The following is a 25,586-nucleotide window of genomic DNA, read 5'->3' as shown; positions in this document are numbered from 1 at the left end:
CGCGACGCCAGCGCCCGCATGCGGGTCGCGCATGCCCGGCGCCGGCGTCGATCCGGCCGTTTGGCGCGATGCGGCGGCTCAGAATTCCAGATTGTCGATCAGACGCGTCGTGCCCAGCCGCGCGGCGATCAGCGCCACGCGGGCGCCGGCATGGCTCTCGCCCGGCTCGTTCAGGTCGGGCAACCGCACCACCGCGTAGTCGACACGGAACCCGGCCTGCTCCAGCGCCTGATGCGCGGCCTGCTCGACCTGCGCACGCGGCGTGCCAGCCGCGTAGCTGTCGCGCATCTGCAGCAGCACCTTGCGGATCTGCGCTGCGATCGGGCGGTCGTCTGCCGACAGATACTGGTTGCGCGAACTCATCGCCAGGCCGTCGGCCTCGCGCACGATGCTGCCGCCGAGGATCTCGATCGGAAACGCCAGGTCGGCCGCCATCTGCCGGATCACCGCCAGCTGCTGATAATCCTTCTTGCCGAAGGCGGCCACGTCCGGCTGCACCTGATTGAACAGCCGCGCCACCACCGTGCAGACCCCATCGAAATGCCCCGGCCGGCACACGCCTTCCAGCACGTCGCTGACGCCGGGCGCATGGACCGGCGTGGCCAGCGCGGTGCCGAGTGGATACATGGTCTCCACGTCTGGCAGCCACAACGCGTCGCACCCGGCATCTTCCAGGCCGCGCAGGTCGGCCTCGGGTGTGCGCGGGTAGCGCGCGAAGTCTTCGTTGGGGCCAAACTGGGTGGGGTTGACGAACACGCTGGACACCACGCGGTCGGCGTACTGGCGCGCCAGCATCACCAGCGAGTAATGCCCGGCATGCAGGTTGCCCATGGTGGGCACCAACGCCACGCGCAGGCCTTCGCGCTTCCAGCCGGTGACCAGGGCGCGCAATGCGGAAAGATCGGTCAGGGTCTGGATCATGCGGCGTACGCGTGCTCTGCATCGGGGAAGCTGCCATCGCGCACGGCCTGCGCGTAGGCGCGCACTGCGCCGGCGACCGAGCCGCCTTCGGCCAGAAAATCCTTGACGAACTTCGGCCGGCGGTGGCCGCTGTCCAGGCCCAGCATGTCGTGCATCACCAGCACCTGGCCGTCGCAGCCGGGGCCCGCGCCAATGCCGATGGTGGGCACGCTGAGTTCGGCACTGATCTGTGCGGCGATAGGTGTGGGCACGCACTCCAGCACCACCAGGCTGGCGCCGGCCTCGACCACCGCCTGTGCATCGCGGCGCAGCTGCTCGCCGGCTTCGCCGCGGCCCTGCACCTTGTAGCCGCCGAACCGCAGCACCGACTGCGGGGTCAGCCCCAGGTGCGAACACACCGGGATCTCGCGCTCGACCAGGTAACGGATGACCTCGAGCTTGTGCCCGGCGCCTTCGATCTTGACCATTTCCGCACCGGCCTGCAGCAGCTGCGTGGCGGCATCGAGCGCGCGTGCCGGCGTGGCATCGGCCTGGAACGACAGGTCGGCCACCAGCAAGGCCTGCTGCAGCGCCCGCGCCACCGAGGCGGTGTGGTAGACCATGTCGGCGGTGGTCACCGGCAAGGTGGAGTCATGCCCCTGTACCACCATGCCCAGCGAGTCGCCGACCAGGATCAGGTCCACGCCGTTGGCATCGAAGGTGCGCGCAAAGCCGGCGTCGTAGGCGGTCAACATGACCAGTTTTCGACCCGCCCGCTTGGCCTCGGCCAGGGCGGGCACGGTCCAGGGCTTGCTGTCGCTATGGCTGCTCATGAACTCATTACGTGGGGTGATAAGCCGGCCATTATCTACCCAATCGGCTCCAGCCCGCAGCGATCGATGGCTTGCAGGGCGTGCCGCACTGTTCCATGGCCTGGAATGATGGCGTCCGGCGCCAGCTCGGCCAGCGGCAGCAGCGCAAAGCCACGCACGTGCAGATGCGGGTGCGGCACCTGCAGGCGTGGCAGGTCGATCACCTGATCGGCATACAGCAGCAGGTCCAGATCCAGCGTGCGCGGTCCCCAGCGCTCGCCGGCCCGACGCTCACGGCCGAAGGCCTGTTCGATGCCGAGCAAGGCATCCAGCAGCGGCAGTGGCGCCAGCTCGGTGCGCAGCTGCGCGACGGCGTTGATGAAGTCCGGCTGGTCTTCGCGGCCCCAGGCGGGCGTGCGGTACAGACGCGAGGCGTCCACCAGGGTGGTCTGCGGCAGCGCGTCCAGCGCGGCGATGGCCGCGCGCACGCTGGCCTCGGCCGGGCCCAGGTTGGCACCCAGGCCGACAAAGGCGATCTGCATGGTTTATTCGCCTGCCGGGGCGCCGGGGCGGCGGCGACGGCGACGACGCTTGCGTGGCGCGCCCTCCTCGCCCTCGTGATCGGACTGCGCCGACTCGATCGCATCCACCAGCTCCTGGCCGGAGGACTTCTGCGCCTCGCGCCAGAACTCGACGTCGGCAGCATGATCGGGCGATGCAAATTGACGCAGCACCAGGAAATCGAACGCCGCACGGAAGCGCGGATGCGACAGGGTGCGGAACACGCGCTTGCGCTGACGCGAGGAGAAGCGCGTCTGCAACAACCAGATTTCCTGCATCGGCAGCGAGAACCGGCGCGGCAATGCGACGCGCTCCAGCTGATGCAAGGTAACGCGGTCGGCGGCACGGCGCTGCGCATCTTCCGGTTGCACGCCCTGCGCCTGCAGCCCCATCAAGGTGCGGCAGAACGCCGGCCACAGCAACAGCGCGAACAGGAACGCCGGCGACACCGGCTCGTCGTTGGCAACGCGCGCATCGGTATTGCGCAGGCCTTCCAGCACCATCGCGCGCAACGCGCCGCTGCGGTTGGACTTCAGCGCAGCCGCGCTCTCGGGGAACAAGGCGCCGAGCAGGCCGTAACGCTCCAGGCCCTGGAAACTGGCCACGCCATGCCCGGACAGGAACAGCTTGAGGATCTCTTCGAACAGGCGCGCGGGCGCTGCCTCGGACAACAGACCGGCCAGGCGCGGGATCGGCTCGGCAGTGCTGGCTTCGATGTCGAAATTCAATTTGGCCGCCAGCCGCACCGCGCGCAGCATGCGCACCGGGTCTTCCTGGTAGCGCAGCTCCGGGTCGCCGATCAACTTCATCAGCCGTGCCTGCACATCCTCGAAACCGCCGCAGTAATCACGCACCGAAAAATCCTCGATCGCGTAGTACAGGGCGTTGCAGGTGAAGTCGCGGCGGATCGCGTCGTCTTCGATGGTGCCGTAAACGTTGTCGCGCACCAGGCGGCCGTTATCCAGCTCGCGGTCGCCGCTGCCGTCGTCGACGTTGGCGCGGAAGGTGGCAACCTCGATGATCTCGCGGCCGAACACCACATGCGCCAGCCGAAAACGGCGGCCGATCAGGCGACAGTTGCGAAACAGCGCCTTGACCTCTTCGGGCGTGGCGCTGGTGGCGACGTCGAAATCCTTCGGGTGGCCGCCGACCAGCAGGTCGCGGACCGCGCCGCCGACCAGATAGGCGCCAAAGCCCGATTCGCGCAGGCGGTACAACACGCGCAGCGCGTTGGGGCTGATGTCCTTGCGCGAAATGGTGTGCTGATCGCGTGGGATGACGCGCAGCGTGAACGGGGATGTAACTGAGGGTTCGATGATGGCGCTTCCGTCTTGTGTTGCAGGATTGCCCAACGGCTATTACCTCACTATACTAGCGCGCTGCACAAGACGCGACAAAACGCTCCCTTCGTCTAATGGTTAGGACGTGGCCCTCTCAAGGCTAAAACAGGGGTTCGAGTCCCCTAGGGAGCACCACGTCGGTCCTGCTGCAGATCACGCCAAGACCCCGCATTGCGGGGTTTTTGCGTTGTGGTGCAGGCAGTCTGCGTGGGGTGTGGATGGCGCCGCTGTGCGGCAAGCAGCGGCGGCCTAGCGCGCATGCCTGGATCCGGACGACGTGGCCCCGGGGCACCATGTGGTCGAGGTTGGTTGCCGGCCTGCGCTGCCGGATTGCTCGCGTTGAAGGTGAGCCCCATGCGGCCGAGCTGGTCGATATGAGATGCGGCCACAACCACCATCGCAATGTGGTTCAAGCGCATGCGCGCTTCACAGGCCTCGCACTGCAGATGCCAGACGCCACATCGGTCACCGTCGCGTCGCTCACATCAGCCAAAACAACACAAGACACATAGACGGGTTGAACAGCAATGCGTCACGCATGTAGCGTTCGTCGCGCCTTGCCGGGGCGGTCGCGCCAGGTGATTTGCGCACCGTTAGTGGCCGGCGCCTCGGCAATTTGCAGTGCATGGCCGTAGCTCACATGGCAGCTAGAGAAGGTGAGTCGTCGTCGCTTCCGGTTTCGGCGACGGCGTCGTGGGCATGCAGGCTTTCCAGATGGCGCACTGCCACATCAAAGGTCGCGTAGTGATCTGCCAGCGCCTTGCGCAGGCGTCGCGCTGCGTCTTCGACATACATCAGGTTGGCGCCATTCAAACGGGCGAAGGCCTGCTCGTCGATGCGCCGCACCGCTGCCTGCACCGGCGTGGCCAACGCCCGCTCGCAGAGATCGAGCAGCTCACGGATCGCAAAGCGCTGCGTCTCCGCGCCCAGCTCAACGCGCACTTGCGCCACGCTGCGTTGGCTATGCGGTGTGGCGTAGGAACCGTGCTCCTGCAGCCATTGCACAACCTCCTGCAGCGGCAGCGCGTCGCGCCCGGCGTGCTGCTGCACGAACGCATCGCTCAACAGCTGCCGCGACAACGCCGCCGAACATGGGCAGGTGGACGCGTACAGCACATCGACCTGTAGCTGGATTGTGGTGTGCCCTGCCCTGCAGTGCGCGACGATGTACACCGGATAGGCACGCCAGCCACTCAGTCCTTCGCTGCGCAACGCCGGCATGCGCAGCAGCAGTTCAAAGCGCAGCGTCAGCCGCGCCGCGCGGCTCCCGCAATCGGCATGACTGGCGACCAGCGCCTGCAGCAGCTGCGACAGCATGGCCGGCGACACCGGATGCTGCAGATGCAGGTCCAGCAGGCGATACAGCCGCGACATATGGATGCCCTTGAGTTCGGGCCGTGGCAGATCGACCTGCACGCTGGCGCGCGCGGCAAGGCCGGCGCCGCCAGCTTGCAGATGCACAGGGATGGCGATGTCCTGCATGCCTACCCAGCGCAATGGCGCACTCAGGGCGGAGAGTTCGGTGACGGCAACATCGGGAAGCGTGGCGGACATCGGATGCTCGTCGAAGGGTAAAGGTGGCGGTCGCGGCTCAGGCGCGACCGGGAAACGCAGCGAAGTAGTCGTCGATGCCCGCATGCAGCGTCTGCGCCAGTTCGTCCTGATGCGTATCGCCACACAGGCGCCGGCAATCGTCGCGATTGCTCATGAAGCCGGTTTCCACCAGCAACGATGGAATATCCGGCGATTTCAGCACCGCAAAGCCGGCCTGCCCGACCTGGTGTTGGTGCAGGTGCGTCACCTGCTGCAGGCGCGCCAGCATCAACGTGCCAAACGCAAGGCTGCTGGCGATGGTGCCGCTCAGCGACAGGTCGGCCAGTACCTGCGACAGCACCGGGTTGCTCGGCACCCGCAGCCGGCGCGCGGTGTCGCCCATGTCGTCGGCAGCGTTCTCACTATCGGCGATCCAGCGCGCCAGTGCCGAACTGGCACCGGTCTGCGAGAGCGCAAACACCGAAGCGCCGCGCGCTTCGCGTGTTGGCGCGGCATCGGCATGGATGGAGACGAACAGATCCGCGCTGTGCCGATGCGCAATCAAGACGCGCTCATGCAACGGCACGAAGCGATCGTCGCTGCGGATCATGGTGGGCTGATAACGTGCATCGGCAGACAGGCGCTGGTGCAGCCGTCCGGCCACCGCCATGGCGACATGTTTTTCGTAACGCGCATCGGCACTGACCGCGCCCGGATCCTTGCCGCCGTGGCCGGCATCGATGGCGATGATGTAGGGATGCAGGCGCGAGCGGGCCGGGCCTACGGGCGCTGTCGCTGCAACATCGCCGCTGACTGTCAGGGCCGCGCCACCGGGCATGGCGGCAAGCTCCAGCACCAACGCACTGCCATCCCGGCGCACGTTGACCGTACAGGGCTGCCGCAGATCCAGCACGACGCGCAGACCATCGAGATGCGGCGCGCTGCGTATGCGGGTCACCGCAACATCGGCGGGCATCGGATCGATACGAGGCGACTGCGGCGACACGCCAGAAAGATCGATGACCGCACGCTCAGGATCGGACAACCTGAAACTGCGGTAGGCCACCTGCGCACCCAGCTCCAGCCGCAGGCGAAGCAACTCGCCCTGCTGTTGCACGCGGCACCCCCGCAAGGCCGGGAGCCCCTGCGCAGCCCCGAACGTCGGCGCAAGCATCAAGGCAGCAGCTCCACCCCGTAATAGGTGCCGACGCGGCATCACGCCCTGCCCTCACAACTCAGGCAATCAATCCGCCACAGCAAGCGGCAGCGCAGAGCGCAGTGCGATTCCGGACGGCAGCTAAAACATAGAAGCAGGCAGGACACGGGAGGCAAGACTGCGCGGCAAAAATGAAGTGTTATAAAGTAACATTTGTTCAGCAAAAGCAAGCCTGTCACTGTCGTCCTGCGGCCTCGCGTTCATCTCCTCGTCCAGAAGCCGCCCATGTCCCACCATATCCCCGAGACCTACGACGCCTGACGTCGCTGCATTGAGATCGACTGCGCCCAGCCCCTGACCGCAGCCTTCATTGCCCAACGCCTCACAGCGCTCCAAGACCCTGCCGATCAGCACACCCAGCAATTCCTGCGTCGTTGGGGCCTGTGCGCCACTAGCAGGTGATTGAGTGGTTTGGGCGTGCGCTGCAGAATTTTGGAGCGAAGCGCTAGGTCGCTGGGGTTATAGCGTTCAAAAACCTCGTCAAGATTCGCACTCCTAGCGAACTGGGCAGGAAGGCAGGTTTAGCATCCGTCGGCTCTCAATTTCCGACGCGAAGACGAACGCGACTTTTAGCTGAGACCAGTGCCAACAGCTGGCCAACTGTCAAATAACTGACTCTGCATATCCTCTAGGGCACTGCAGTCGATATGAGATTGGCAAGAGATAAAGACTGAGTTAGTCCTGCCTAAATATCGAAAGTGCGCGAGACAGAGTCACTGTCAGCAATTTTTGTGTAATCGCCCACACCCGTCCGCTTTATGGACGTAACGTAGGCGGGCCTGAATCGCAGGCAGAATCGCCCCTAGCAGGGGAAGGCGACAATCATGGATATGAAAGCGAATGCACTGAAAGCCGTATGCGTGCTGGCGGGGTTTTTGATCTTGGGTGAAGTGTCAGCGCAAGGCGTATGCTGTCCTAGCGGTGGCGTAGGGGTGCGGGCAACAGGTCTAGGCGACAGTCATCCGAATGCAACGAACCTGACGCTGGATCCCGCTTGGTCAATTTATGAGTTTCAACGCGATGGCGTAACTTATCTGCAGATCAACGATAACGCAGGTACCGTAAGAGCCGTAGTGGCTCGCGTCGACAATGCGCTGTGGGTATTGCCCATGGGGAAGGATGTAGATCGCGTTTCAATACCAACATCCAATTCCATTGGAATCAGCATCACTACTGCTACTGCGAGCAAGGCTACAAGTAACAGGGCACGCATGGTTTATCGAACTGGAAATTTCACTGTGCACGTCGAGCAGCAAGCCAACGAGGAATACTGGAACGTCTCTCCTTCGAAATAACAGCAGACTGCTCCGCGACAAGGAAGGTCAGCACCAACGCATGGCGGCGACGGAACCTGCCGCCATGCGACTTCAATCGGGCACGAAATTCGGCATCCGCTTCAGGCGAATCGCGCCTCACGGACTCTACCAAAGATGTATCAGCGCACACACGTATCGCAACACCTTGCCAGCCACGGCCCCGCCATGCACGGGCTTGGATAAAATGCTTATTTGCATTGGGCAGTAACTCTATTGCACTGAGCGTGCAACGATAGGCAGCCAACTGAAGACCGAGCGAGAGCTGACGGCAATCTCCCTGTAAAAAGTATTCGAACTCTGTAGATTTGAATCGCGCCAATGCTGGCGACCGGAGCGACCGGAACAAACCATGAGTTTCGATCTCCAGTGGATATAGGTTTGCGACATACTCCTGAAGAAGCTGAGACTCAATCACTGCGACCCGGGTAATTTCCATTGCAGCTGCATGATGCCCACGCGCTCGCAAGTCTGCCACAATATCTTTACGCATCCGATTAATTTGGACATTGACATCGGAATACTCTACAACTTGATTACGCAACATACGCTCTGCAGATAAATAACTATCCCTAACAGTTCGTTGCGCTTCTTCCCTGATATTACGAATTGTATCAAAACGCTTAAAAGGCTTAGTGATGCGTAGACCAAAAACAAAGAGCACTGTGCTGACGACCACATGTGCCACCTGAACTACAAACAAATTCTCATCATAGAATCCCACTTGATATACTGAAGGGATACTAATAGCAAGCGCAACACTTGCGAGCAAAGTTCCTAGCGCCGCTCCTACCCCACCGTGACGACGGGTCAAAAATACTGCAGGCACTATCAATGCAACCATGAGGGCATTGCGAGAAGGGACAGTATGAACGTAATAACGCATATAGAACAATGCAACTATGGCGACCACAGAAAGACCAAGGTCACGCGGCAAGTCTAGTCGAATCGACTGACTGCGCTTTGGTGACCATAGCATCACAGGAAGCAAGAACATTAAAATACCACAATAACCACCCACCCCATAACGCAGCAGGAAATCCCCCAAATGCGCGGTACTTGGACCGTCCAACACAGCATTGATAATAACGCTCCATAACGAATTACAGAACGCGAGAAAAATGGCAAATGGAATCAATAGCCGAGACTGGCAAATCAATTCACGCGAATATTGCCGGGCGAGCCAAATGATATAAGCAAGCATCGGCGCGTGTAGAAATGGACTCACATAAGCCCATATCAAGTCGTAACCCTGGCGTTGGGAGAGCGGAACGCGAAGCCAGAGCATTGCTGCCGCATCACCGGCCAACAAGAATGGCCACTCACGATACGGCCGGAATAGCAACGTGACGACGCGCAAGCCGACCGGCAGATACCACTGATCAATAGAAAAGAACCAAAGCATCACAAACGTCAGTCCGTAGCACACGCTGATCAGCGTGCCCCTGAGGACTTCCTTTGCTACCGCCATACCACCACTCCTTGGTTCCACGATGCGTCCTAGTCTGGAGGGAACTGCTCAACGGAGTATAGCGATGGCGCACACATTGCGACAAAGGCGTGCACGTTCCGGCGTTTAGCGTGTGTGTTTAACGACGCGCATTGCACTTTGCTGGTGCATTAGCCCCATACATGGATGAACGCTGAGTTCGGTAGCAAGCGATAGCAACGCTATCCGACGATTCATTGGAAAGCGCGCAATGCTGATGACGAACCAGGCCTGTTGCGTGGTTCGGCTTGCTGATGGGGCTTATGTAAGCGCACATAGCGTTTGGCTGTAAGAAATCATCCCAACAAAAAAGGCCGCGCATTGCGCGGCCTTCTTCGTTTTCCATGCCGATATCGGCATACAGAGGCGATCAGCCCTCCATTTGTTCCAGTTCCTTGCCCTTGGTCTCGTAGACGTACTTGAGGACGAAGAACACCGAGATGAAGGCGGCGACGGTGTAGATGCCGTAGGCGCCGGCCAAACCAATACTGCCGAGCAGGATCGGGAAGCTGACGGTGATGGCGAAGTTGGAGGTCCACTGCGCGGCGCCGGCGATGGCCAGGCCCGAGCCGCGGATCTGGTTGGGGAACATCTCGCCCAGCATGACCCACATCACCGGGCCCCAGGAGGCGTTGAAGAACACCACGTAGACGTTGGCGGCCACTAGCGCGAGCATGCCCATGGCATCGGACATGGCGAGCTTGCCATTGGCGTCCAGCGAAGCGGTGGCGAACGCGTAGGTCACCAGCGCCAGCGACACGGCCATGCCGGCCGAGCCGATCCACAACAGCGGCTTGCGGCCGATCTTGTCGACCAGCATCACCGTGACCAGGCAGGCGCCGATGCTGAGGCCGCCGGAGAGCACATTTATCAGCAGCGCGTCCTGCTCGGAGAAGCCCACCGCCTGCCACAGCACCGCGCCGTAGTAGAACACCACGTTGATGCCGACTAACTGCTGGAACACCGCCAGGCCAATACCGATCCAGACGATCGGGCGGATCTTGCCGGTGGTCTTGTTGATCAGGTCGGAGAACTTGGGCTTGTGCTGGTCGGCCGACATCGAGGCGGAAATCTCGCTCAGCTTGGTCTGGGCGGCGGCATTGCCGTACAGGCGCTTGAGCACTACCAGCGCCTGCTCGCGGCGGCCCTTGACCACCAGGAAGCGGGGGCTTTCGGGGATGACCAGCAGCAGCAACAGGAACAGGATCGAGGGGACCGCCTGCATCCAGAACATCCAGCGCCAGGCGGCCTGCCCGGCCCACAACGGCTCGGTGGAGGCACCGGCGGCGTTGGCCAGCAGGTAATTGCTCAGGAACGCGCAGAACAGCCCGCTGATGATGGCGATCTGCTGCATCGTGGCCAGCCGGCCGCGATAACGGGCCGAGGCAACCTCGGCGATATATGCCGGCGAAATGACACTCGCCGCGCCGACGGCAAAGCCGCCCATCACGCGCGCAAAGATGAAGAAGCCGGAGCTGTGCGAGGCACCGGCACCGATGGCCGAGAGCAGGAACAACGCCGCAGAAATGATCAGGACCGCGCGGCGGCCCCAGCGGTCGGCCAGGCGGCCGGCAAAGAAGGCGCCGATGGCGCAACCCAGCAGCATTGAGGCGACTTCGAACCCGGTCTCGGCGGCACTGGAATTGAAGGTCTGCTTCAGGCCATCGACAGTGCCGTTGATCACGCCGCTATCGAAACCGAACAAGAATCCGCCGATCGTGGCTACGCAACTGATCAGGACGATAAAACGGGTGTTCTCACCGGCATCGGGGGCGCCGTTTACGGAGACACTGGACATGGGTTCACCTGGAAGCATGCAAAGGAGCGGCCACGGGGGTGGCCGACATCGGCCGGCGACGCGCAGTGCGCCGCCGGCCACGGGACATCAACGCGTCAGATACTGATTGATCAGGTTTTCATAGGCTTCCTGACGGCCGCTGATCTGCTTGGGCGCATTGCCGGCGGCGTACTTGGCCAGATCCGCCAGCGTGCTGGTGCCGTTGGCAAAGTCGGCACCGGCGCCGCTGTCGAAGCTGGCGTAACGCTCGGCGCGCCACTGCTCCAACGGCGAAGACGTCAGCAATGCGTTGGCAACCTCAAGACCACGTGCAAACGCGTCCATGCCACCGATATGCGCCAGGAACAGATCCTGCGGGTCGGACGATTCGCGACGCACCTTGGCATCGAAATTCAACCCGCCCGGTGCCAGCCCGCCCTGGCGCAGCACCACCAGCATCGCGCCGACGGTGTCGTACAGGTCGGTCGGGAACTGGTCGGTGTCCCAGCCGTTCTGCGGATTGCCGCGGTTGGCATCGATGCTGCCGAGCAGGCCGGCATCGGAAGCGACCTGCAGGTCGTGCTCGAAGCTATGGCCCGAGAGCGTGGCGTGGTTGGCTTCGATATTGAGCTTGAAATCCTGGTCCAGGCCGTGCTGACGCAGGAAGCCGATCACAGTGGCGCTGTCGAAGTCGTACTGGTGCTTCATCGGCTCCATGGGCTTGGGCTCGATCAGGAAGTTGCCGGTGAAGCCGATCGCGCGGCCGTAGTCGCGTGCCAGGGTGAGGAAGCGCGCCATGTTGTCCTGCTCGCGCTTCATCTGCGTGTTGTGCAGGCAGGCATAGCCTTCGCGGCCGCCCCAGAACACGTAGTTTTCGCCGCCCAGTTCCACCGTGGCATCGATCGCGGCCTTGACCTGCACGGCGGCGCGCGCCACCACGTTGAAGTCGGGGTTGGTGGATGCACCATTCATGTAGCGCGGGTGCGAGAACAGGTTGGCGGTGCCCCACAGCAGCTTGATGCCGGTGTCGGCCTGGCGCTGCTTGGCGATGCCCACCATGTGCTTGAGGTTGCTTTCGTACTCACCGATATCGTCGGCATCCGGCGACAGGTCGATGTCGTGGAAGCAGTAATACGGCACGCCGAGCTTGGTGAAGAATTCGAACGCGGCATCGGCCTTGGCTTCGGCACGGTCGAGCGCGCTGTTGCCGATATCCCACGGATACGCACGCGTGCCTGGGCCGAACGGATCGGCGCCGTTGCCGCAGAAGCTGTGCCAGTAGGCCACGGCAAAGCGCAGATGCTCGGCCATGGTCTTGTCGCCGATTTTCTTGTTGGCGTCATAGACCTTGAACGCGAGCGGGTTGTCGGAGTCGCGGCCTTCGAAGCCGATCTTGCCGATGCCGGGGAAATATTCCTTCGCGCCGATGAAAACGGTGTTGCTCATGGGGTGTGATGTCCTTGCTGCTGGGGGAGTTGTAGAAAAAGGCGTGTCGCTCAGCCGGCGTAGAGCGGTCTGACGACCTGCAGGTGCTTGAGAAAGGTCTGGTAGTGCTGCTGGTACTGGGCCACGCGCTGCGGGTCGGGCTGCGCGGCAAGCGCATCGTCCACCTGCAGGTGCTCCAGCACCACGTCCGACAGCGCGGCGTCGCCACCATCGTCGCGGTCGCAGGCCCACAGGGCCTGCAGCGCCGCACCGAAGGCCGCGCCTTCGGGCTGGGTTGGCACCACGACCTGCAGGTTGAACACGTCGGCCACCATCTGCCGCCATTGCGCGCTCTTGCTGCCGCCGCCGGTGAGCAGGATGGTGTCGAACTGCAGGCCGGCTGCTACGAAGGCGTCGAAGCCGTTGCGCAGGCTGTAGGTCGCCCCTTCCATCGCGGCGCGATAGAAATGCGCGGCGGTGGTGTTGTGCAGGTCCATGCCGAACAAGCAACCGCGTGCATCGGGCAAGTTGGGCGTGCGCTCGCCGTTGAAGAACGGCAGCAACACCAGGCCGTCGGCGCCCGGCGCAGTGTCGGCGATCATCGCTTCGGTCTGGTCGCGGGTGATGGAGAACATGCGCATCACCGCTTCGGTGGCGACGGTGCAATTCATCGTGCAGATCAGCGGCAGCCAACCGCCGCTGGACGAGCAGAACGCGGCCCAGCGTGCCTCGTCGTCCACCACCGGGTGATCGGCGTAGGCGAACAAGGTGCCACTGGTGCCCAAGCTCATGGTCAGGCGGCCCGGCACCACGTTGCCGGTGCCGATGGCAGCCATCATGTTGTCGCCACCGCCGGTGGTGACGCGTACGCCGGCCGGCAGGTTCAACGCCTCGGCCGCGGCATCGGACAATGGGTAAACCGCGCCGGTTTCCACCAGCGGCGGCAACGCGTCACGCAGGTCGCGCTGCGCATCCACCGCGCCGAGCATGCGCTCGGACCACTGGCGCGTGCGTACGTCCAGCCAGCCGGTGCCGGAGGCATCGCCGACTTCGGCAAAGCGCTCGCCGGTGAGCCAGAAATTGATGTAGTCGTGCGGCAGCATCACCGTGGTCATTGCGGCGTACGCCTCGGGACGGTGCTTGCGCGTCCACGGCAACTTGGAGGCGGTGTAGCCGGCCATGATCGGGTTGCCGGCGGTTGCGACACTGCCTGCCGCGCCACCGACCGCATCCATGATCTCGTCGCATTCCAGCGCGGTGCTGGTGTCGCACCACAGCTTGACCGGTGCGGTGACGCTGCCATCGGCGGCCACCGGCACAAAGCCGTGCTGCTGGCCGGAGACGGAAATGCCGCGCACGCGCGCACGCTGCTCGCCGTCGAGCTGGGCAAAGCAATGCACGATGCCGTCGATCCACCACTGCGCCTGTTGCTCGCGGGTGCCGTCGTCGCGGCTGATCAGCTCCATCGGCGCTGCGATGGTGGCGACCACGGCGCGGTCCTGCGCGTCGTAAGCCACCAGCTTGACGCTCTGCGTGCCCACGTCCAGTCCTACGTACAAGCTCATTGCTTCACCAATCGGTTGTTGTTGAGTCCCACCTGCTGGGTGCGGCCTGCGCCCAGTTCCAGGTCCAGGGTCTGCCCGGCGTAGGACAGTTGATAACGCCCGCCACGATCGCTGTGCACCCGTGCCTGCTGCAAGCGACCGGCGTCCCATTCCAGATCGACGCTGGCACCGCCGCGCACACGCAGGCCGCGCACGCTGCCGCGCGGCCAGGCGCTGGGCAATGCGGGCAGCAGAAACACGCTGCCGCCCCAGCTTTGCAACAGCATTTCGGTGATGCCGGCAGTGCCGCCGAAATTGCCGTCAATCTGGAACGGCGGATGCGCGTCGAACAGATTCGGATACGTGCGCTCGGGCGAGATCAGCAATTGCAGGATGCGATACGCATGCTCGCCATCGGCCAGCCGCGCCCACAGGTTCAAGCGCCAGCCGATGCCCCAGCCGGTGGTGTTGTCGCCACGGATTTCCAGCGTGCGCCTGGCTGCGGCGGCCAGCTCGGGCGTATCGCGCAGGTTGATCTGGCTGGACGGATGCAGGGCATACAGATGCGAAACATGCCGGTGCCGCATCTCCGGCGCCTGCATGTCCCAATCCTGTTGCCACTCCTGCAATTGGCCGGCCTTGCCGATGCGGTTGGGCGGCAACTGCTCGCGCAGCGTGGTCAGCTGCCGGGCGAAATCCGCATCCACGTCGAGCAGCTTGCTCATGGCGATGCACTGCGCGAACAGGTCGCGCAACAACTGCGCATCCATGGTCGGCCCGGCGCACACCGCCGCACCGAACGGGTGCTGGTTTTCCGGCGAGATCGAGGGGTTGGTGACCATCGCCCCGGTCTGCGGGTCGCGTACCAGGGTGGCAACGAAGAACTCCGCCGCGCCCTTGAACAGCGGATAGATCTTGCCCAGGTACGCGCGGTCGCGGCCGTAATCCCAGCGGTCCCACAGCTGCTGCAGCAACCACACCCCGCCCATCGGCCACAGGCTCCACTTGGCGCCATCGATCGGGCCGGCCTGGCGCCACAGATCGGTGTTGTTGTGCACCACCCAACCGGGCGCGTCGTAGAGCACCTTGGCGGTGTGCGCGCCGGTCTTGGCCAGATCGAACAGCATGGATTCCAGCGGTTCAACGCACTCGTGCAACGCGTTGGCCTCGCTGGGCCAGTAGTTCATCTCGGTGTTGATGTTGATGGTGTACTTGCTTTCCCACGGCGGCTGCATCAGGTCGTTCCAGATGCCCTGCAGGTTGGCCGGCTGGGTGCCGGGCCGCGAGCTGCAGATCAACAGGTAACGGCCGTACTGGTGATACAGCGCGGCCAGTGCCGGGTCGTCGCCGCGTGCAAAGCGTTGCACGCGTTCGCCGGTGGGCAGGCGTGCCGCGTCGCTGCTGCCCAGGTCGATCGCCACGCGCCGGAACAGGCGTTGATGATCGGCCAGATGCGCACGCAACAACGCGGGGAAATCCAGTTTGGCGGCCTTGCGCAGGCTCGTTGCGGTGAGCGCAAGCGGATCGCCATCGACCGCATCGAAGCGTTGGTAGCTGGTGGCGGCGGTGAGCAGCAGCACCACTTCATCGGCCGCTTCGATGCGCAGACGGTCGCGCAACGCGGTGACCGTGCCGCCCTTCACCTGCGGCAACACCCGCAATGCAAACCGCAGCTTGCCTTCAATGCCGGCGAAGCTACCGTTGCGGCCACTGAACAGCAAACCGCCCTGCTCCGCGGTGACCTCGCCGCTTTGCGGGCTGTCGATGCCCACGCGCAGGGAAATGGCGCGTGGCCGGTCGCACGACAAGCGCACCACGATGCAGTGCGATTGCGCCGAAACGAACACCTCGCGCGTGTGCACCGCGCCGCCGGAGCGGAACGTGGTGGTGGCCACGGCGGTGTCCAGATCGAGCTGACGCCGGTACGCGCTGATGCCGTCGGCACGATCGAAATCCAGCAACAGGTCGCCCAGCGGTTGATACGGCATCTGCTTGAGCGGGCGCGAGAGCAGCTTGGCATCTGCCAGTTGTTCGGCCTGGGCATAGCGCCCGGCGAAGATCAGCGCGCGCACCTGCGGCAACGCCGCCAATGCGTCCGGGCTGGTGGAATCGTAGGGGCCGCCCGCATACAAGGTGTCTTCGTTGAGTTGCAGACGCTCGTGGGCGATACCGCCCCACACCATCGCACCGAGCCGGCCATTGCCTACCGGCAAGGCCTCCACCCATTCATTGGCCGGTTCGCGATACCACAGCTGCAAGGCACCGGCGGGCGCCACCGCTGGCAAACCACCGGCCGTTGCAGCACGCGCCGCCTGTGCAGCCACCGGCGCGGCGCCCAGGACCGCAAGTGCGGCCCCGGTTGCCTTGCACAGTTCGCGACGGGTCAGCACGGCCACCGCCGTGCTGCATCACCGGAACCGCCCGCGACTGCCTTGCGGCGTTCCGGCATCTGCTTGCTCATCGACTGAAGACAGCCTGCGATCATCGACGACGCGCTTTGCCGGACGCAATCTTGCGCTGCAACACGCTGACCGGCTTGCCGTCGTACTGGATGGTGGTGTCGGTCTTGGGCGCGAGTGCGCCGGCGTCGTCGCGCGGGCCATCGACGAAGCGCACGTTGATGGTGCGTTTGGCCTGCATGCCGGTCCAGCTGCCTTCGCGCTTGCCGATGCTCAGCTCGCCCTTGGCCTGGTTCCAGACCAGCGGAATGCGGCTGAACTCGCCCTTTTCGTAGCCATAGCCCTTGCCATCGTCCTCATACAGCGAGAACTGGCCATCGGCGCCGGTGTAGACCACCACGGTGAGCGGCGCATCCGGGATCTGGTCCACGTATTCCTGCACCGGGCCGGTCGGCACGATGGAGCCGGCACGCACGAACAGCGGCATGCGTTCGATCGGCGCGGCGGCTTCAATGCTCTGGCCGCCCTCATAGCGCTTGCCGGTGGCGAAATCCAGCCAGCTGGTGCCGGCCGGCAGATACACCTGCCGCGAGGTGGCACCGAAGCTGGTGACCGGTGCGACCAGGAATGCCGGGCCGAACAGGTACTGGTCGTTGATGTCGCGCGCCTTCGCGTCGTTGGGGAAGTCCATCATCATGCCGCGCATGATCACGCCATCGCGCTGGTAGGTATCACCGGCCAGGCTGTAGATGTACGGCAGCAATGCGTAACGCAGGCGGTTGTAGTACGCCATGCTCTCGTAGAACGGCGTGCCTTCCGGTGCGATGTTCCAGATTTCGCGGTACGGGAACTGGCCGTGCGATCGGAAGATCGGCACGAACGCACCGAACTGGAACCAGCGCGTGTTGAGCTCGCGCCATTCCGGCAAATGCGCCGGGTCCTGGTTCTCGTAGCGCTTTTCCACCGCAAAGCCGCCGATGTCGAAGGTCCAGTTGGGCAGGCCCGACAGCGCCATGTTCACGCCACCGGAAATCTGCTCGCGGAGGTCATCCCAGCGCGAGACGATGTCGCCGCTCCACACCGCCACCGCGTTGCGCTGCGTGCCGGCATAGCCCTTGCGCGAGAGGATGAACACGCGCTTGTCGTCGGCCGCGCGATCACCCACGTAGACGCCGTGGGTGTGCGGCAGCGGATAGGAGTTGAAGTACTCGGTGGACGAGCCCAGCGCATTGGGCGTGGTGCGTGCCTTGCGCTCGGCGATGTCCAGGTTGGAATGCACGTCCGGTTCATCGGCGTCCATCCACCAGGCATCGAAGCCCTTGCTGTTGAGCTTTTCGTTGACCTGACGCCAGAAGATGGCCTGGGCCTTTTCCGAATACGGGTCGTAGAACGAGTTCTTGTAGCCCTTGCCGATCCAGTCCAGCTCACCCACTTCCACGTTGCGCTTGAACATGAAACCGGCAGCGTCCAGTTCCTTGTAGTTGGCGGTGGTGGGATAGAACTTGGGCCAGATCGAAATCATGATCTGCGCGTGCATGTCGTGCACGGCCTTGACCATGCCGTCCGGATCCGGGAAGTGCTTGGGGTCGAAATCATGCGAGCCCCAGGCGTCTTCCGGCCAGTACGACCAGTCGAGCACGATGTTGTCCAGCGACAGCTTGCGCTTGCGGTATTCGGCCACGGCGCCGACCAGCTCGTCCTGGCTCTTGTAGCGCTCACGGCTCTGCCAGAAGCCATAGGCCCACTTGGGCAGCATCACCGACTTGCCGGTGAGTTCGCGGTAGCCGGCCACGGCCTGGTCGTACGAGTCGGCCGAGACAAAGTAGTAGTCGATCATCTGCCCCGCTTCGGACCACAGCGACAGGTCCTTCGCTTCGGCAGCCGGCAGCGGGTCGCGATGCAGCAACGCGATGTAGCTGGGGTCGATCAGGTCCCACTCGATCTTGACGGTGTGGCGTTGGCCCGGCTCCAGATCCAGGGTGAACTCGTGATTCCACGGGTTCCAGTTCTGGCGCCAGCGGTCGATCACCAGCTTGCCGTCCACGTACAACTTGGCGTACTCGCTCGAATACAGCGAGAAACTGTGCTCGCCACCGGTGAGCGCTTCGATCTCGCCCTCCCAGCTGACCTGCATGCGGCTGTCCTTGTCCTTGGTGATCGCCTTCTTGGGAAACTTGGTCAGGTCGCTGAGGTATTGATAGTTCACCTCGCTCTCGCGGCGCTCCAGTACCTGCTTGCCGTTGATGGCATAGCGTGCGGTCAGCGCACCGGCCTTGCCCTTGGCGTCGTACAGCTTCAGCGTTTTCGGCAACGGCTGCAGGCCGCGTGGGTCGCCCAGGCGGCTGATCGAGTTGTTGTCCCACAGCAGGCCGTAGTTGCGGCTGGACACCAGGTACGGCACCGCCATGTCGATGTTGTTCTGCTGCAGCTCGACGTTGCGGCCCTTCTGGTTCATCCAGCCCTGCTGGTGCTGGCCGAAGCCGTACAGCGCTTCGTCATCGGGCGACTGGAAGCGCTGACGCACGCTCAGGTACTGCTTGCCTTCCACCTTCAGCGGCGTAAAGCTGCGCCCGCCGGCCACTTCGGCCAGCACCGGCTTGCCGTTGGCATCGGCAAAGCTGACGTGGCCATCGACGGTGGAGACGGTGGCGGTGACCTTGCCGGTCTTCAGCTGCACGTTGTCGCCCTGCTCGGCCACCTGGAAGGCGGTGTCGCCCTGCACCGGTACGCGCATCAGGCTGGGGCTGCGGACGAAGTCGCCGTCCGGGTCCGCGCTGACGCGGATGATGCCGCTATCGACCACCTGCAGACGCACCGGCGCAGCGCCCTTGGCGCTCGGCACCACGGTGACGCCATCGGCGGCCTTGCGGACTTCCTGCGCATGCGCGGCATTGGCCAGCAGGGCCAGCGACAACGCCAGGCAATGGGCCAGCGGTGTACGCCGATTGGCGGGCACGGTGCCGGCGGAACAGATGGTGGTTTGCATGGTCACTCCCTTTGAATTGCGAAACAGGCTGCGGGGGCAGCGCTGCGTGGTCTTGGTGATGGTGTGGTCAACCGCGTTGCAGGCAGTCGTCCGGTGGGCGTGGTAGCGGCCAGGTGCATCGGTGCACCATGCCGCGTCGGTCGCATCTGCTGCGCCGGCATGACGCCGGCGCAGCGGGTGTCACCCACGTTTACTTGAAGGTGGCGAGCTTGATCTTGAGCAGCTGCGGCGCGCTGGAGAAATTGACGCCGTAATCGGTCTGGTCGCCATTCCAGTTGCGCTCGAACTTCCAGTCCGTGCCTTCGTAGACGCCCTCTTCGACGCGGTCGTAAATCATGTTGGCGGTCGCTTCGCTGGCCGGGTGCAGGGTCACGCGCGCGTGGTAGCCGGTGACCAGGAACTCGTCCGGGCCCAGCTCGGCGATCAGCGCAGCACCGATCGGCTCCGGGTTGCCCGGCGGCTCGCCCTTGAACCAGAACTGCGGCACACCGTAAGTGATGGTGGCGCTCCAACGGTCGTTGAGCTTGAGCTCCTGCACGGCCTGGCCGGGTTCTTCGGCGGTGCCGTGCAGCTTGCCTTCCGACGCGGCCTTGGCGAACGGGCGCATGCCGCGCTTGACCAGGTCAAAGCCCAGCGCGAACGGCGCCAGGGTTTCTTCGTTGACGTGCTTGGCACCCAACGGGTAGTTGGAATAGCGCGTGTAATCCATGCCGAACGCCGACCAGCCGATGCCATCGTGGCCCAGCGTCGGGAACAGGTAGCGCGCGTACTCGGGGCGGTTGCCGGTTTCGGCAACGAACAAGGCATTGTCCGGCCGCGCGTAGCGCTCCAGCACCGTGGTGTACATGCGGTATTCGGGCATGTAGATGTCCGGGGCCAGCAGGTCGATATGCGGGCCGGCGGCCTTCCACACATCCAGCACGTTGTCGGTGGGGCCACCGCTGGCGTACTGGCCGGGCTGGCCGGGATTGAACGGGCCACGCAGCGCGGCGTTGACGTACATCGGCAACGGATATTCGGCCTTGCCGGCTTCGGTCACCTGGTCGATGTAGCGGCCGATCGACCAGGCATGGAAGAACTCATCGGCATCGGCACCGAACACCTGCGCCCAGCTGCCGGGCTGCTTGTTCAGGCGCTTGAGCAGTTCCTCCGGCACCGGGCCGTCGAACAGCTTCTGCGCCATCGGCGAGAAGTCGCGCACGCTGCCATAGGTGCCCGCCTCGTTCTCCGGCTGGATCATGATCACGGTGTGTTGCGGGTCAACTTTCTTCAGATGCTGCATGAAGGCGACGAACGCCTTGCGGTCGGCATCCAGGGTGGCCTGCGCATGCGGCGACAACGAGCCGATCGACTTGCCTTCGCGCGTCACCACGCGCGGGAAACGCTGGTTGTCGGTCTTGACCCAATGCGGCGCGTATTGCGGGCCGTTGTTCTTCCAGGTTGCAAACCACAGCAGCACCAGGCGCACCTTGTGTTCGCGCGCCTGGGTGAGCAGCGTATCGACGAAGGAGAAATCGAACTTGCCTTCTTCCGGCTCCACCTGTTCCCAGGCGATCGGCACCTGCACGGTGTTGGGGCCCAGCACCTGGATCGCCGGCCACACCTTGTCCATCACGCCGGGATAGTTGCTGGAGTTGTTGACCTGCGCGCCGAGGATCAAAAACGGCGCACCGTCGACCATCAACGCATGCTTGCCGTCCTTGCTGACGAACTGCGGCATCGGCGTCTGCGCGGCCGGCGCTGCTGCGCCGCCTGCCGGCGTGGAGGCGGTGTTGGCGGCCGGTGTGGCTGCGCCGGATCTTGCACTGGTGTCCTGCTCACCGGACTGACAGGCCGCCAGCGCCAGCGTCAACGCAGACAGCAGGAGCGGACGTAGACAACGGCGCGCAGTGGACGAAGAGATCACGCGCGTAACGGGGGAATGCATGGACATAAGACTCCGTGTCACCAGGTATCGGTGCGGAAGGGGGAAACAGGAAGGGCGTCGCGATTGACCAGGTTGGCGTCGTCGGGGTTCTCGCTCCAGCCGTAGCGCACCGCCACCGGTGCAGGCACCGCGTCGCTGCGCACGGTCACGCGGTCGCCTTCGATCTGCGCAGTGGCCGGATGGAAGCGCTGATCCGCACCGGCGATGCGAAAGCCCTGCACTGCACCGCCGCCGCGCACCTGCAACGCACTGCCCTGCAGATCGAAACTCAGCACCGCCTTGCCGCCGTCAAAGCTCGCCCGCTTGAACACCGGCGCGCTGTACACCAGCGTCTGGCCATAGGCCACATGCCGCGCGGCCAGCGCCAGGCGATGCCCCACATCGCGCTTGTTGGTGGGATGGATGTCGGTGGGGTTGCCGATATCGATGATCACCGCCTGCCCGGTCGCCGGCAGTGCCAGCGTCTTGGACTGCGACTCGCGCAGCAGCGCCCACGGGCTCAGCTCGCCCTTGTCGCCGCCGGCCTTGAAGTTGGCCAGCTGTACCCACAGGAACGGCAGCGTCTTGTCGCCACGCTCGGCGCGCCACTGCTGGATCATCGCGGCGAACTGCTCGCGGTATTTCACCGCGCCGGCCTCGCTGGCATTGGTCTCGCCCTGGTACCAGATCACGCCCTTGACCGGGAACGGCTGCAGCGGATGGATCATCTGGTTGTACAGCAGCGTGGGCAGCTGGTTCTTGTTGTCGGTCAACGACACCCGCACCGCGGCGGGTCGGAATTTCCAGCCGCTCAACGCGCGCTTGGCGCCGGCATTGGTCTGCACGAAGCGCTGTTCATCCGGGCCATGCATGCCGCCACCGCCGCTGAGGTCTTCCACGCGCACCGCGATGTGGTTGACGCCGGCATGCAATGCGGACGCCGGTACGCGGTAGACGCGCGGCAGGTTCCACTGCTTCTCCGTGGTGCCGACCTGCTGGCCGTTGACGTAGGTGATGTCCGAGTCGTCGATCTGGCCCACGCCCAGCGCTATGCCGGCCTTGGCCTCGGCAGCGCTCAGGGTCACCGTGGTGCGATACCAGGCGATGCCGTCCATGCCGTCATAGCCGCTGGCTTCCCATTGCTGGGTGGTCGGGATGCTGTCCCAGTCGCTGTCGTCGAAATCAGATTCGCGCCACTGCGGCATGTCGCCGTCGACCTTGGGCCAGCGCGCGATGCGCTTGCCGGTGGCGGCCTGCGCGGCGGCGTCGCGTTGCTTGATCGCCTCGATCGCGCCCTGGTTCTGGTCGGCATTCAGGCCCAGCGATGCGGCATCCATCCATGCCTCGATGGCACTGCCGCCCCAGGTGCTGTTGACGATGCCGATCGGCACGCCGGTGCTGGCACGCAGCTCCTTGGCGAAAAAGTAACCAACCGCAGTGAACTCACCGGCATTGGCCGGCGTGGCCGCCTTCCAGTCGCCGCCGGTCAGGCGTGCTTCCGGCTGCACCGACCACGACTTGGGCACCTTGAAATGGCGTAGCTGCGGGTCATTGGCCGCGGCCACTGCCTGTGCGCCATCGCTGGCCTGGGCAAGCGGCCATTCCATGTTCGATTGCCCGCTGGCCAGCCACACGTCGCCCACCAGCACATCGCGCACCTGCACGTCGCCACCGTCGCCCTGCACACGCAGCACGTAGGGGCCACCGGCGGTGTGCGCGGGCAGCCAGACCTTCCACTGCCCGGCCGCATCGGCCTTGGCGGTGGCGCGCTTGCCGTCGAAGCTGACGGTGATGGTCGCCTTCGGCGTCGCCCATCCCCACACCGGCATCGGCTGGTCGCGCTGCAACACCGCGCCATCGGCAAACAGCAAGGGCAGCGTCGGCTGGGCCAGCGCGAGTGGGCTGGCCAGGGCCAGACCCAGCAGGCATGCGCGGCGGACGAAAGGAACGGTCATGCGGTGATCTCCAGGGTCGGCGCGGCCGGTTGGCGCGCAACGGTTCGGCGGGGGATGAAGGCGGTCACGGTACGACAGCGCGATGACGCGCGCAGGCATGCAGCGCTCATCGTGGGTCGCCGTAGAAGATGCCACGCCCACCGGTGGCGAAATACACCCGACCGGGACGCCGTGGGTCGCCGGTGACGCTGTAGGGCTTGCCGAAGCGGTGCGCGTCGTCGTTGATGCGCAGCCAGTGCGCGCCTTCGTCGTCGGAACGGAACACGCCATCCACGCCGTCCGCGCGGCCGGCCAGGTAGAGCGCCGGCGGCGCACCGTCACGCAGCGGCTTGCCGATGCCCAGCGAGCGCGCTTCGTTGGGCCTGGACAGGGTCTGCAGGCGTCCGTCCTGCCACCGCATCACGCCCAGCGAGGGGCTGGCCAGATACACCACGCCGGCACGCCATGGATCGGGCCGCAGTTGCGGGCGGGCGCGCTCATCGCGTGCCGGATTGCCGACCTGCTGCCCGGTGTTGCGGAAGCTGGCCCCGCCATCGGTACTTGCATACAGGCCACCGCTGACGGTGTCGACGGCATACCAGCGCTGCGCATCGACGCGGTCGGCCGCCACGACCGCGGTGTCCGGCAGCCCCTGCACGCGCTGCCACTGCTTGCCCATCGTGGCCGTGCGCCAGTTGCCGCCGCCCTGCGGCGCCCAGATCACCTGCGAGGCGTCTGCCGCAATCGCGATGGTGCCGGCGCCCTGCCCGGCCGGCGGTTCACTGGCAAACGCCTCCCAGTGCGCGCCACCGTCGCGCGAGACCAGCGCGCGGATCTCGTTGTTGCGACGGTCGCGCACCGTGCCGCTGCGCACCACCGTCATCGAAACCTGTCCGGCGGCGTCGATGCTTTCGCCATTGGTCAGACGCGGGCCTGCGTATTGCAGCTGTGCGGTATCCAGGTCGTCGTGGCGAAATCCATCGATATCGCCGAGCGCGCTGAGCAGATGGGCACCGGCCATCGGGCTGAGCAGATCCAGCGGCACGGTTTCTTCCAGTCCGCGGTCCTGGAACCACCACTGCAGTGGCTGCTGCGTGCTGGCGAAGTCCTGCAGGTTGCGCGAGGCCCAGATGCCGTAACCGGTGACGAACAGGGCGTGGTTGCTGTCGAACGGATCGATGGCCAGCGCGCCCATCCAGTGCGGACTCGCATGCGAGGTCCACGGCGCGGCGCTGTGATCGAACACCGCGTCGGCCAACAGCGGCGTCCAGTGCTTGCCGCCATCGACACTGCGAAACAGCTCATCGCGCGGCGTGCGGCGACGGAAGGTGCTGGCCAGTAGCACCTGCGGCTGTTGCGGATCCACCGCCACCGCGCCCCAGCCGAAGCCGTCGCCATTGGCCGGTTGCGCGATCGGGCTGATCTCGCTCCAGCGCGCCTGCGCGGGGGTGTATTTCCATAGCGCACCACCGGCCATCAAATCCGGGCCGGGCTGATCGCCGTAGCTCAGATACCAGTGCCCGTCGCGGCCGCCGTCCATATGGCTTGGACGCAGCCCCTGCGGTTGCCCGGGCACTGCCGACCAGCTGCGGCCGGCATCCTCGGAAACATACAGACTGGTCTGCGCGGTGGACACGCCGACGTAGATTCGCGGCGTCGGAGCACCGGCGCGGCCACTGGCGGCGTCGAACACCACAAAGGCGATCCCCACCGCCTGTTCGCGCCCGACATGGTTGCGCGCCGTGGCGCCGGCCAATGCCTCGGCCGGAAATCCTTCCACCCGTGCCCAGTGCGCGCCGCGATCGGTGCTGCGCCACAGGCCGGCATCACGCGAGCCCAGCAACAGCACACGGCCATCGTGCGGGTCCACCGCCAGCCGCTCGCCGTTGGCGCGCCCCAGTTGATTGCCACCGAGCTTGAACGGCAGATTGGCGCGCGCGAAACTGCGGCCACGGTCGAACGAGCGCAGCACGGCTGCATTGCCGGCACGCTCGTGCATGTAGGTCCCGGCAGCCAGGTAGATGGCCTCGGGGTTGGCAGGATCGATGGCGAAGGCATCGATCCCCATCAGGTTCCAGTCGTCGGCGCCCAACCAGTCGGTCAGGGCCACCCACTGCTGCGTTCGCGCGTCCCAGCGGTATGCGCCGCCGACATCGGTACGGGCATAGGCAAGATCGCGCTCGGCGGGATGAAACAACACGCCGGTGACAAAACCGCCACCGCCGATGGCGACGCTACGCCATTGATAGGGTCCTGGCGTGGCGGGCTCGGCCGCAGCCACGGTGGACGTCATGAAGAGCAACACCAGCGTCAGGCAAACAGCAGTCAGCCACGCGTGTGCTGCGAAAAAGCAGCGCTTAGTAGGCGGATCGATCACGGCGATCATTCCTCCGGCTCCCCTCGCGATCGACGGCGTGGCCATCGATAGGAAAAACACCGGCCCAACGAGCT

General features: G+C 64.6%; 16 protein-coding genes and 1 tRNA gene. 2 read left to right on the top strand and 15 right to left on the bottom strand.

The genetic code is table 11. The annotated features are described in order from the left end of the window. Positions 1-78 precede the first annotated feature (78 nt). The 4 genes from panC to pcnB are packed head-to-tail and all read right to left on the bottom strand — an operon-like array spanning position 79 to position 3,625. Positions 79-921, bottom strand: a complete 843-nt coding sequence (panC, locus tag ABQZ09_RS13415) for a pantoate--beta-alanine ligase (RefSeq protein ID WP_039413134.1) — start codon at positions 919-921, stop codon at positions 79-81. Further along, a complete protein-coding gene (gene panB / locus ABQZ09_RS13410; protein WP_047696111.1) occupies positions 918-1,733 on the bottom strand; it encodes a 3-methyl-2-oxobutanoate hydroxymethyltransferase in 816 nt (271 codons plus the stop codon). Before panB ends, panC begins: the two co-directional genes overlap by 4 nt. 35 nt (positions 1,734-1,768) lie before the next feature. Then, positions 1,769-2,254 (bottom strand): 2-amino-4-hydroxy-6-hydroxymethyldihydropteridine diphosphokinase, encoded by a 486-nt coding sequence (gene folK, locus ABQZ09_RS13405; RefSeq protein WP_228313856.1) that lies wholly within the window; start codon positions 2,252-2,254, stop codon positions 1,769-1,771. Positions 2,255-2,257: 3 nt separating this feature from the next. Beyond that, positions 2,258-3,625: a polynucleotide adenylyltransferase PcnB gene (gene pcnB, locus ABQZ09_RS13400; RefSeq protein ID WP_039413126.1), complete on the bottom strand. Its 1,368-nt coding sequence runs from the start codon at positions 3,623-3,625 to the stop codon at positions 2,258-2,260. A gap of 48 nt (positions 3,626-3,673) precedes the next feature. Here pcnB and ABQZ09_RS13395 point away from each other — a divergent pair. After that, positions 3,674-3,748, top strand: a tRNA-Glu gene (locus tag ABQZ09_RS13395). Positions 3,749-4,249: 501 nt separating this feature from the next. Here ABQZ09_RS13395 and folE2 read toward each other — a convergent pair. Together folE2 and ABQZ09_RS13385 are read right to left on the bottom strand one after the other, a co-directional pair. Further along, entirely contained in the window at positions 4,250-5,167 is a 918-nt protein-coding gene (folE2, locus tag ABQZ09_RS13390) for a GTP cyclohydrolase FolE2 (RefSeq protein WP_228313854.1), read from the bottom strand. A 37-nt stretch (positions 5,168-5,204) separates the two neighbouring features. Further along, positions 5,205-6,362: an N-acetylmuramoyl-L-alanine amidase gene (locus ABQZ09_RS13385; protein WP_228313853.1), complete on the bottom strand. Its 1,158-nt coding sequence runs from the start codon at positions 6,360-6,362 to the stop codon at positions 5,205-5,207. A gap of 824 nt (positions 6,363-7,186) precedes the next feature. Between ABQZ09_RS13385 and ABQZ09_RS13380 the strand changes: the two genes are divergently transcribed. Further along, entirely contained in the window at positions 7,187-7,657 is a 471-nt protein-coding gene (locus tag ABQZ09_RS13380) for a hypothetical protein (protein WP_081422549.1), read from the top strand. On the opposite strand, the gene ABQZ09_RS13375 is transcribed toward ABQZ09_RS13380, so the two are convergent. The 9 genes from ABQZ09_RS13375 to ABQZ09_RS13335 all read right to left on the bottom strand — a co-directional run bounded on the left by ABQZ09_RS13375 (position 7,596) and on the right by ABQZ09_RS13335 (position 25,521). Further along, positions 7,596-9,146: an MASE1 domain-containing protein gene (locus ABQZ09_RS13375; RefSeq protein WP_081422550.1), complete on the bottom strand. Its 1,551-nt coding sequence runs from the start codon at positions 9,144-9,146 to the stop codon at positions 7,596-7,598. The genes ABQZ09_RS13380 and ABQZ09_RS13375 overlap by 62 nt on opposite strands. Before the next feature lie 388 nt (positions 9,147-9,534). Next, the gene (locus ABQZ09_RS13370) at positions 9,535-10,962 is read right to left on the bottom strand and encodes a sugar porter family MFS transporter (RefSeq protein WP_039413115.1); all 1,428 of its coding nucleotides are present in this window, start codon (positions 10,960-10,962) and stop codon (positions 9,535-9,537) included. An 87-nt stretch (positions 10,963-11,049) separates the two neighbouring features. Then, entirely contained in the window at positions 11,050-12,387 is a 1,338-nt protein-coding gene (xylA, locus tag ABQZ09_RS13365; RefSeq protein ID WP_184370423.1) for a xylose isomerase, read from the bottom strand. Positions 12,388-12,437: 50 nt separating this feature from the next. Further along, positions 12,438-13,931, bottom strand: coding sequence for a xylulokinase (xylB, locus tag ABQZ09_RS13360; RefSeq protein WP_349777099.1), 1,494 nt, complete (start codon positions 13,929-13,931; stop codon positions 12,438-12,440). After that, a complete protein-coding gene (locus ABQZ09_RS13355) occupies positions 13,928-16,300 on the bottom strand; it encodes a glycoside hydrolase family 95 protein (protein WP_349777098.1) in 2,373 nt (790 codons plus the stop codon). Before ABQZ09_RS13355 ends, xylB begins: the two co-directional genes overlap by 4 nt. A gap of 91 nt (positions 16,301-16,391) precedes the next feature. Further along, positions 16,392-19,295 (bottom strand): TIM-barrel domain-containing protein, encoded by a 2,904-nt coding sequence (locus ABQZ09_RS13350; protein ID WP_349777097.1) that lies wholly within the window; start codon positions 19,293-19,295, stop codon positions 16,392-16,394. Positions 19,296-19,485: 190 nt separating this feature from the next. Beyond that, entirely contained in the window at positions 19,486-21,228 is a 1,743-nt protein-coding gene (gene galD / locus ABQZ09_RS13345; RefSeq protein ID WP_349777096.1) for a GH35 family beta-galactosidase GalD, read from the bottom strand. An 11-nt stretch (positions 21,229-21,239) separates the two neighbouring features. Further along, positions 21,240-23,156: a sialate O-acetylesterase gene (locus tag ABQZ09_RS13340; protein ID WP_349777095.1), complete on the bottom strand. Its 1,917-nt coding sequence runs from the start codon at positions 23,154-23,156 to the stop codon at positions 21,240-21,242. 106 nt (positions 23,157-23,262) lie between these two features. After that, positions 23,263-25,521 (bottom strand): beta propeller repeat protein, encoded by a 2,259-nt coding sequence (locus tag ABQZ09_RS13335; protein WP_349777094.1) that lies wholly within the window; start codon positions 25,519-25,521, stop codon positions 23,263-23,265. Between the last annotated feature and the right edge of the window lie 65 nt (positions 25,522-25,586).

The organism is Xanthomonas sp. WHRI 6106 (assembly GCF_040202405.1).
GTDB lineage: Bacteria > Pseudomonadota > Gammaproteobacteria > Xanthomonadales > Xanthomonadaceae > Xanthomonas > Xanthomonas cannabis.
Note: the sequence above shows the minus strand (reverse complement) of the source record. Positions and strands in the feature narration are given on the sequence as shown.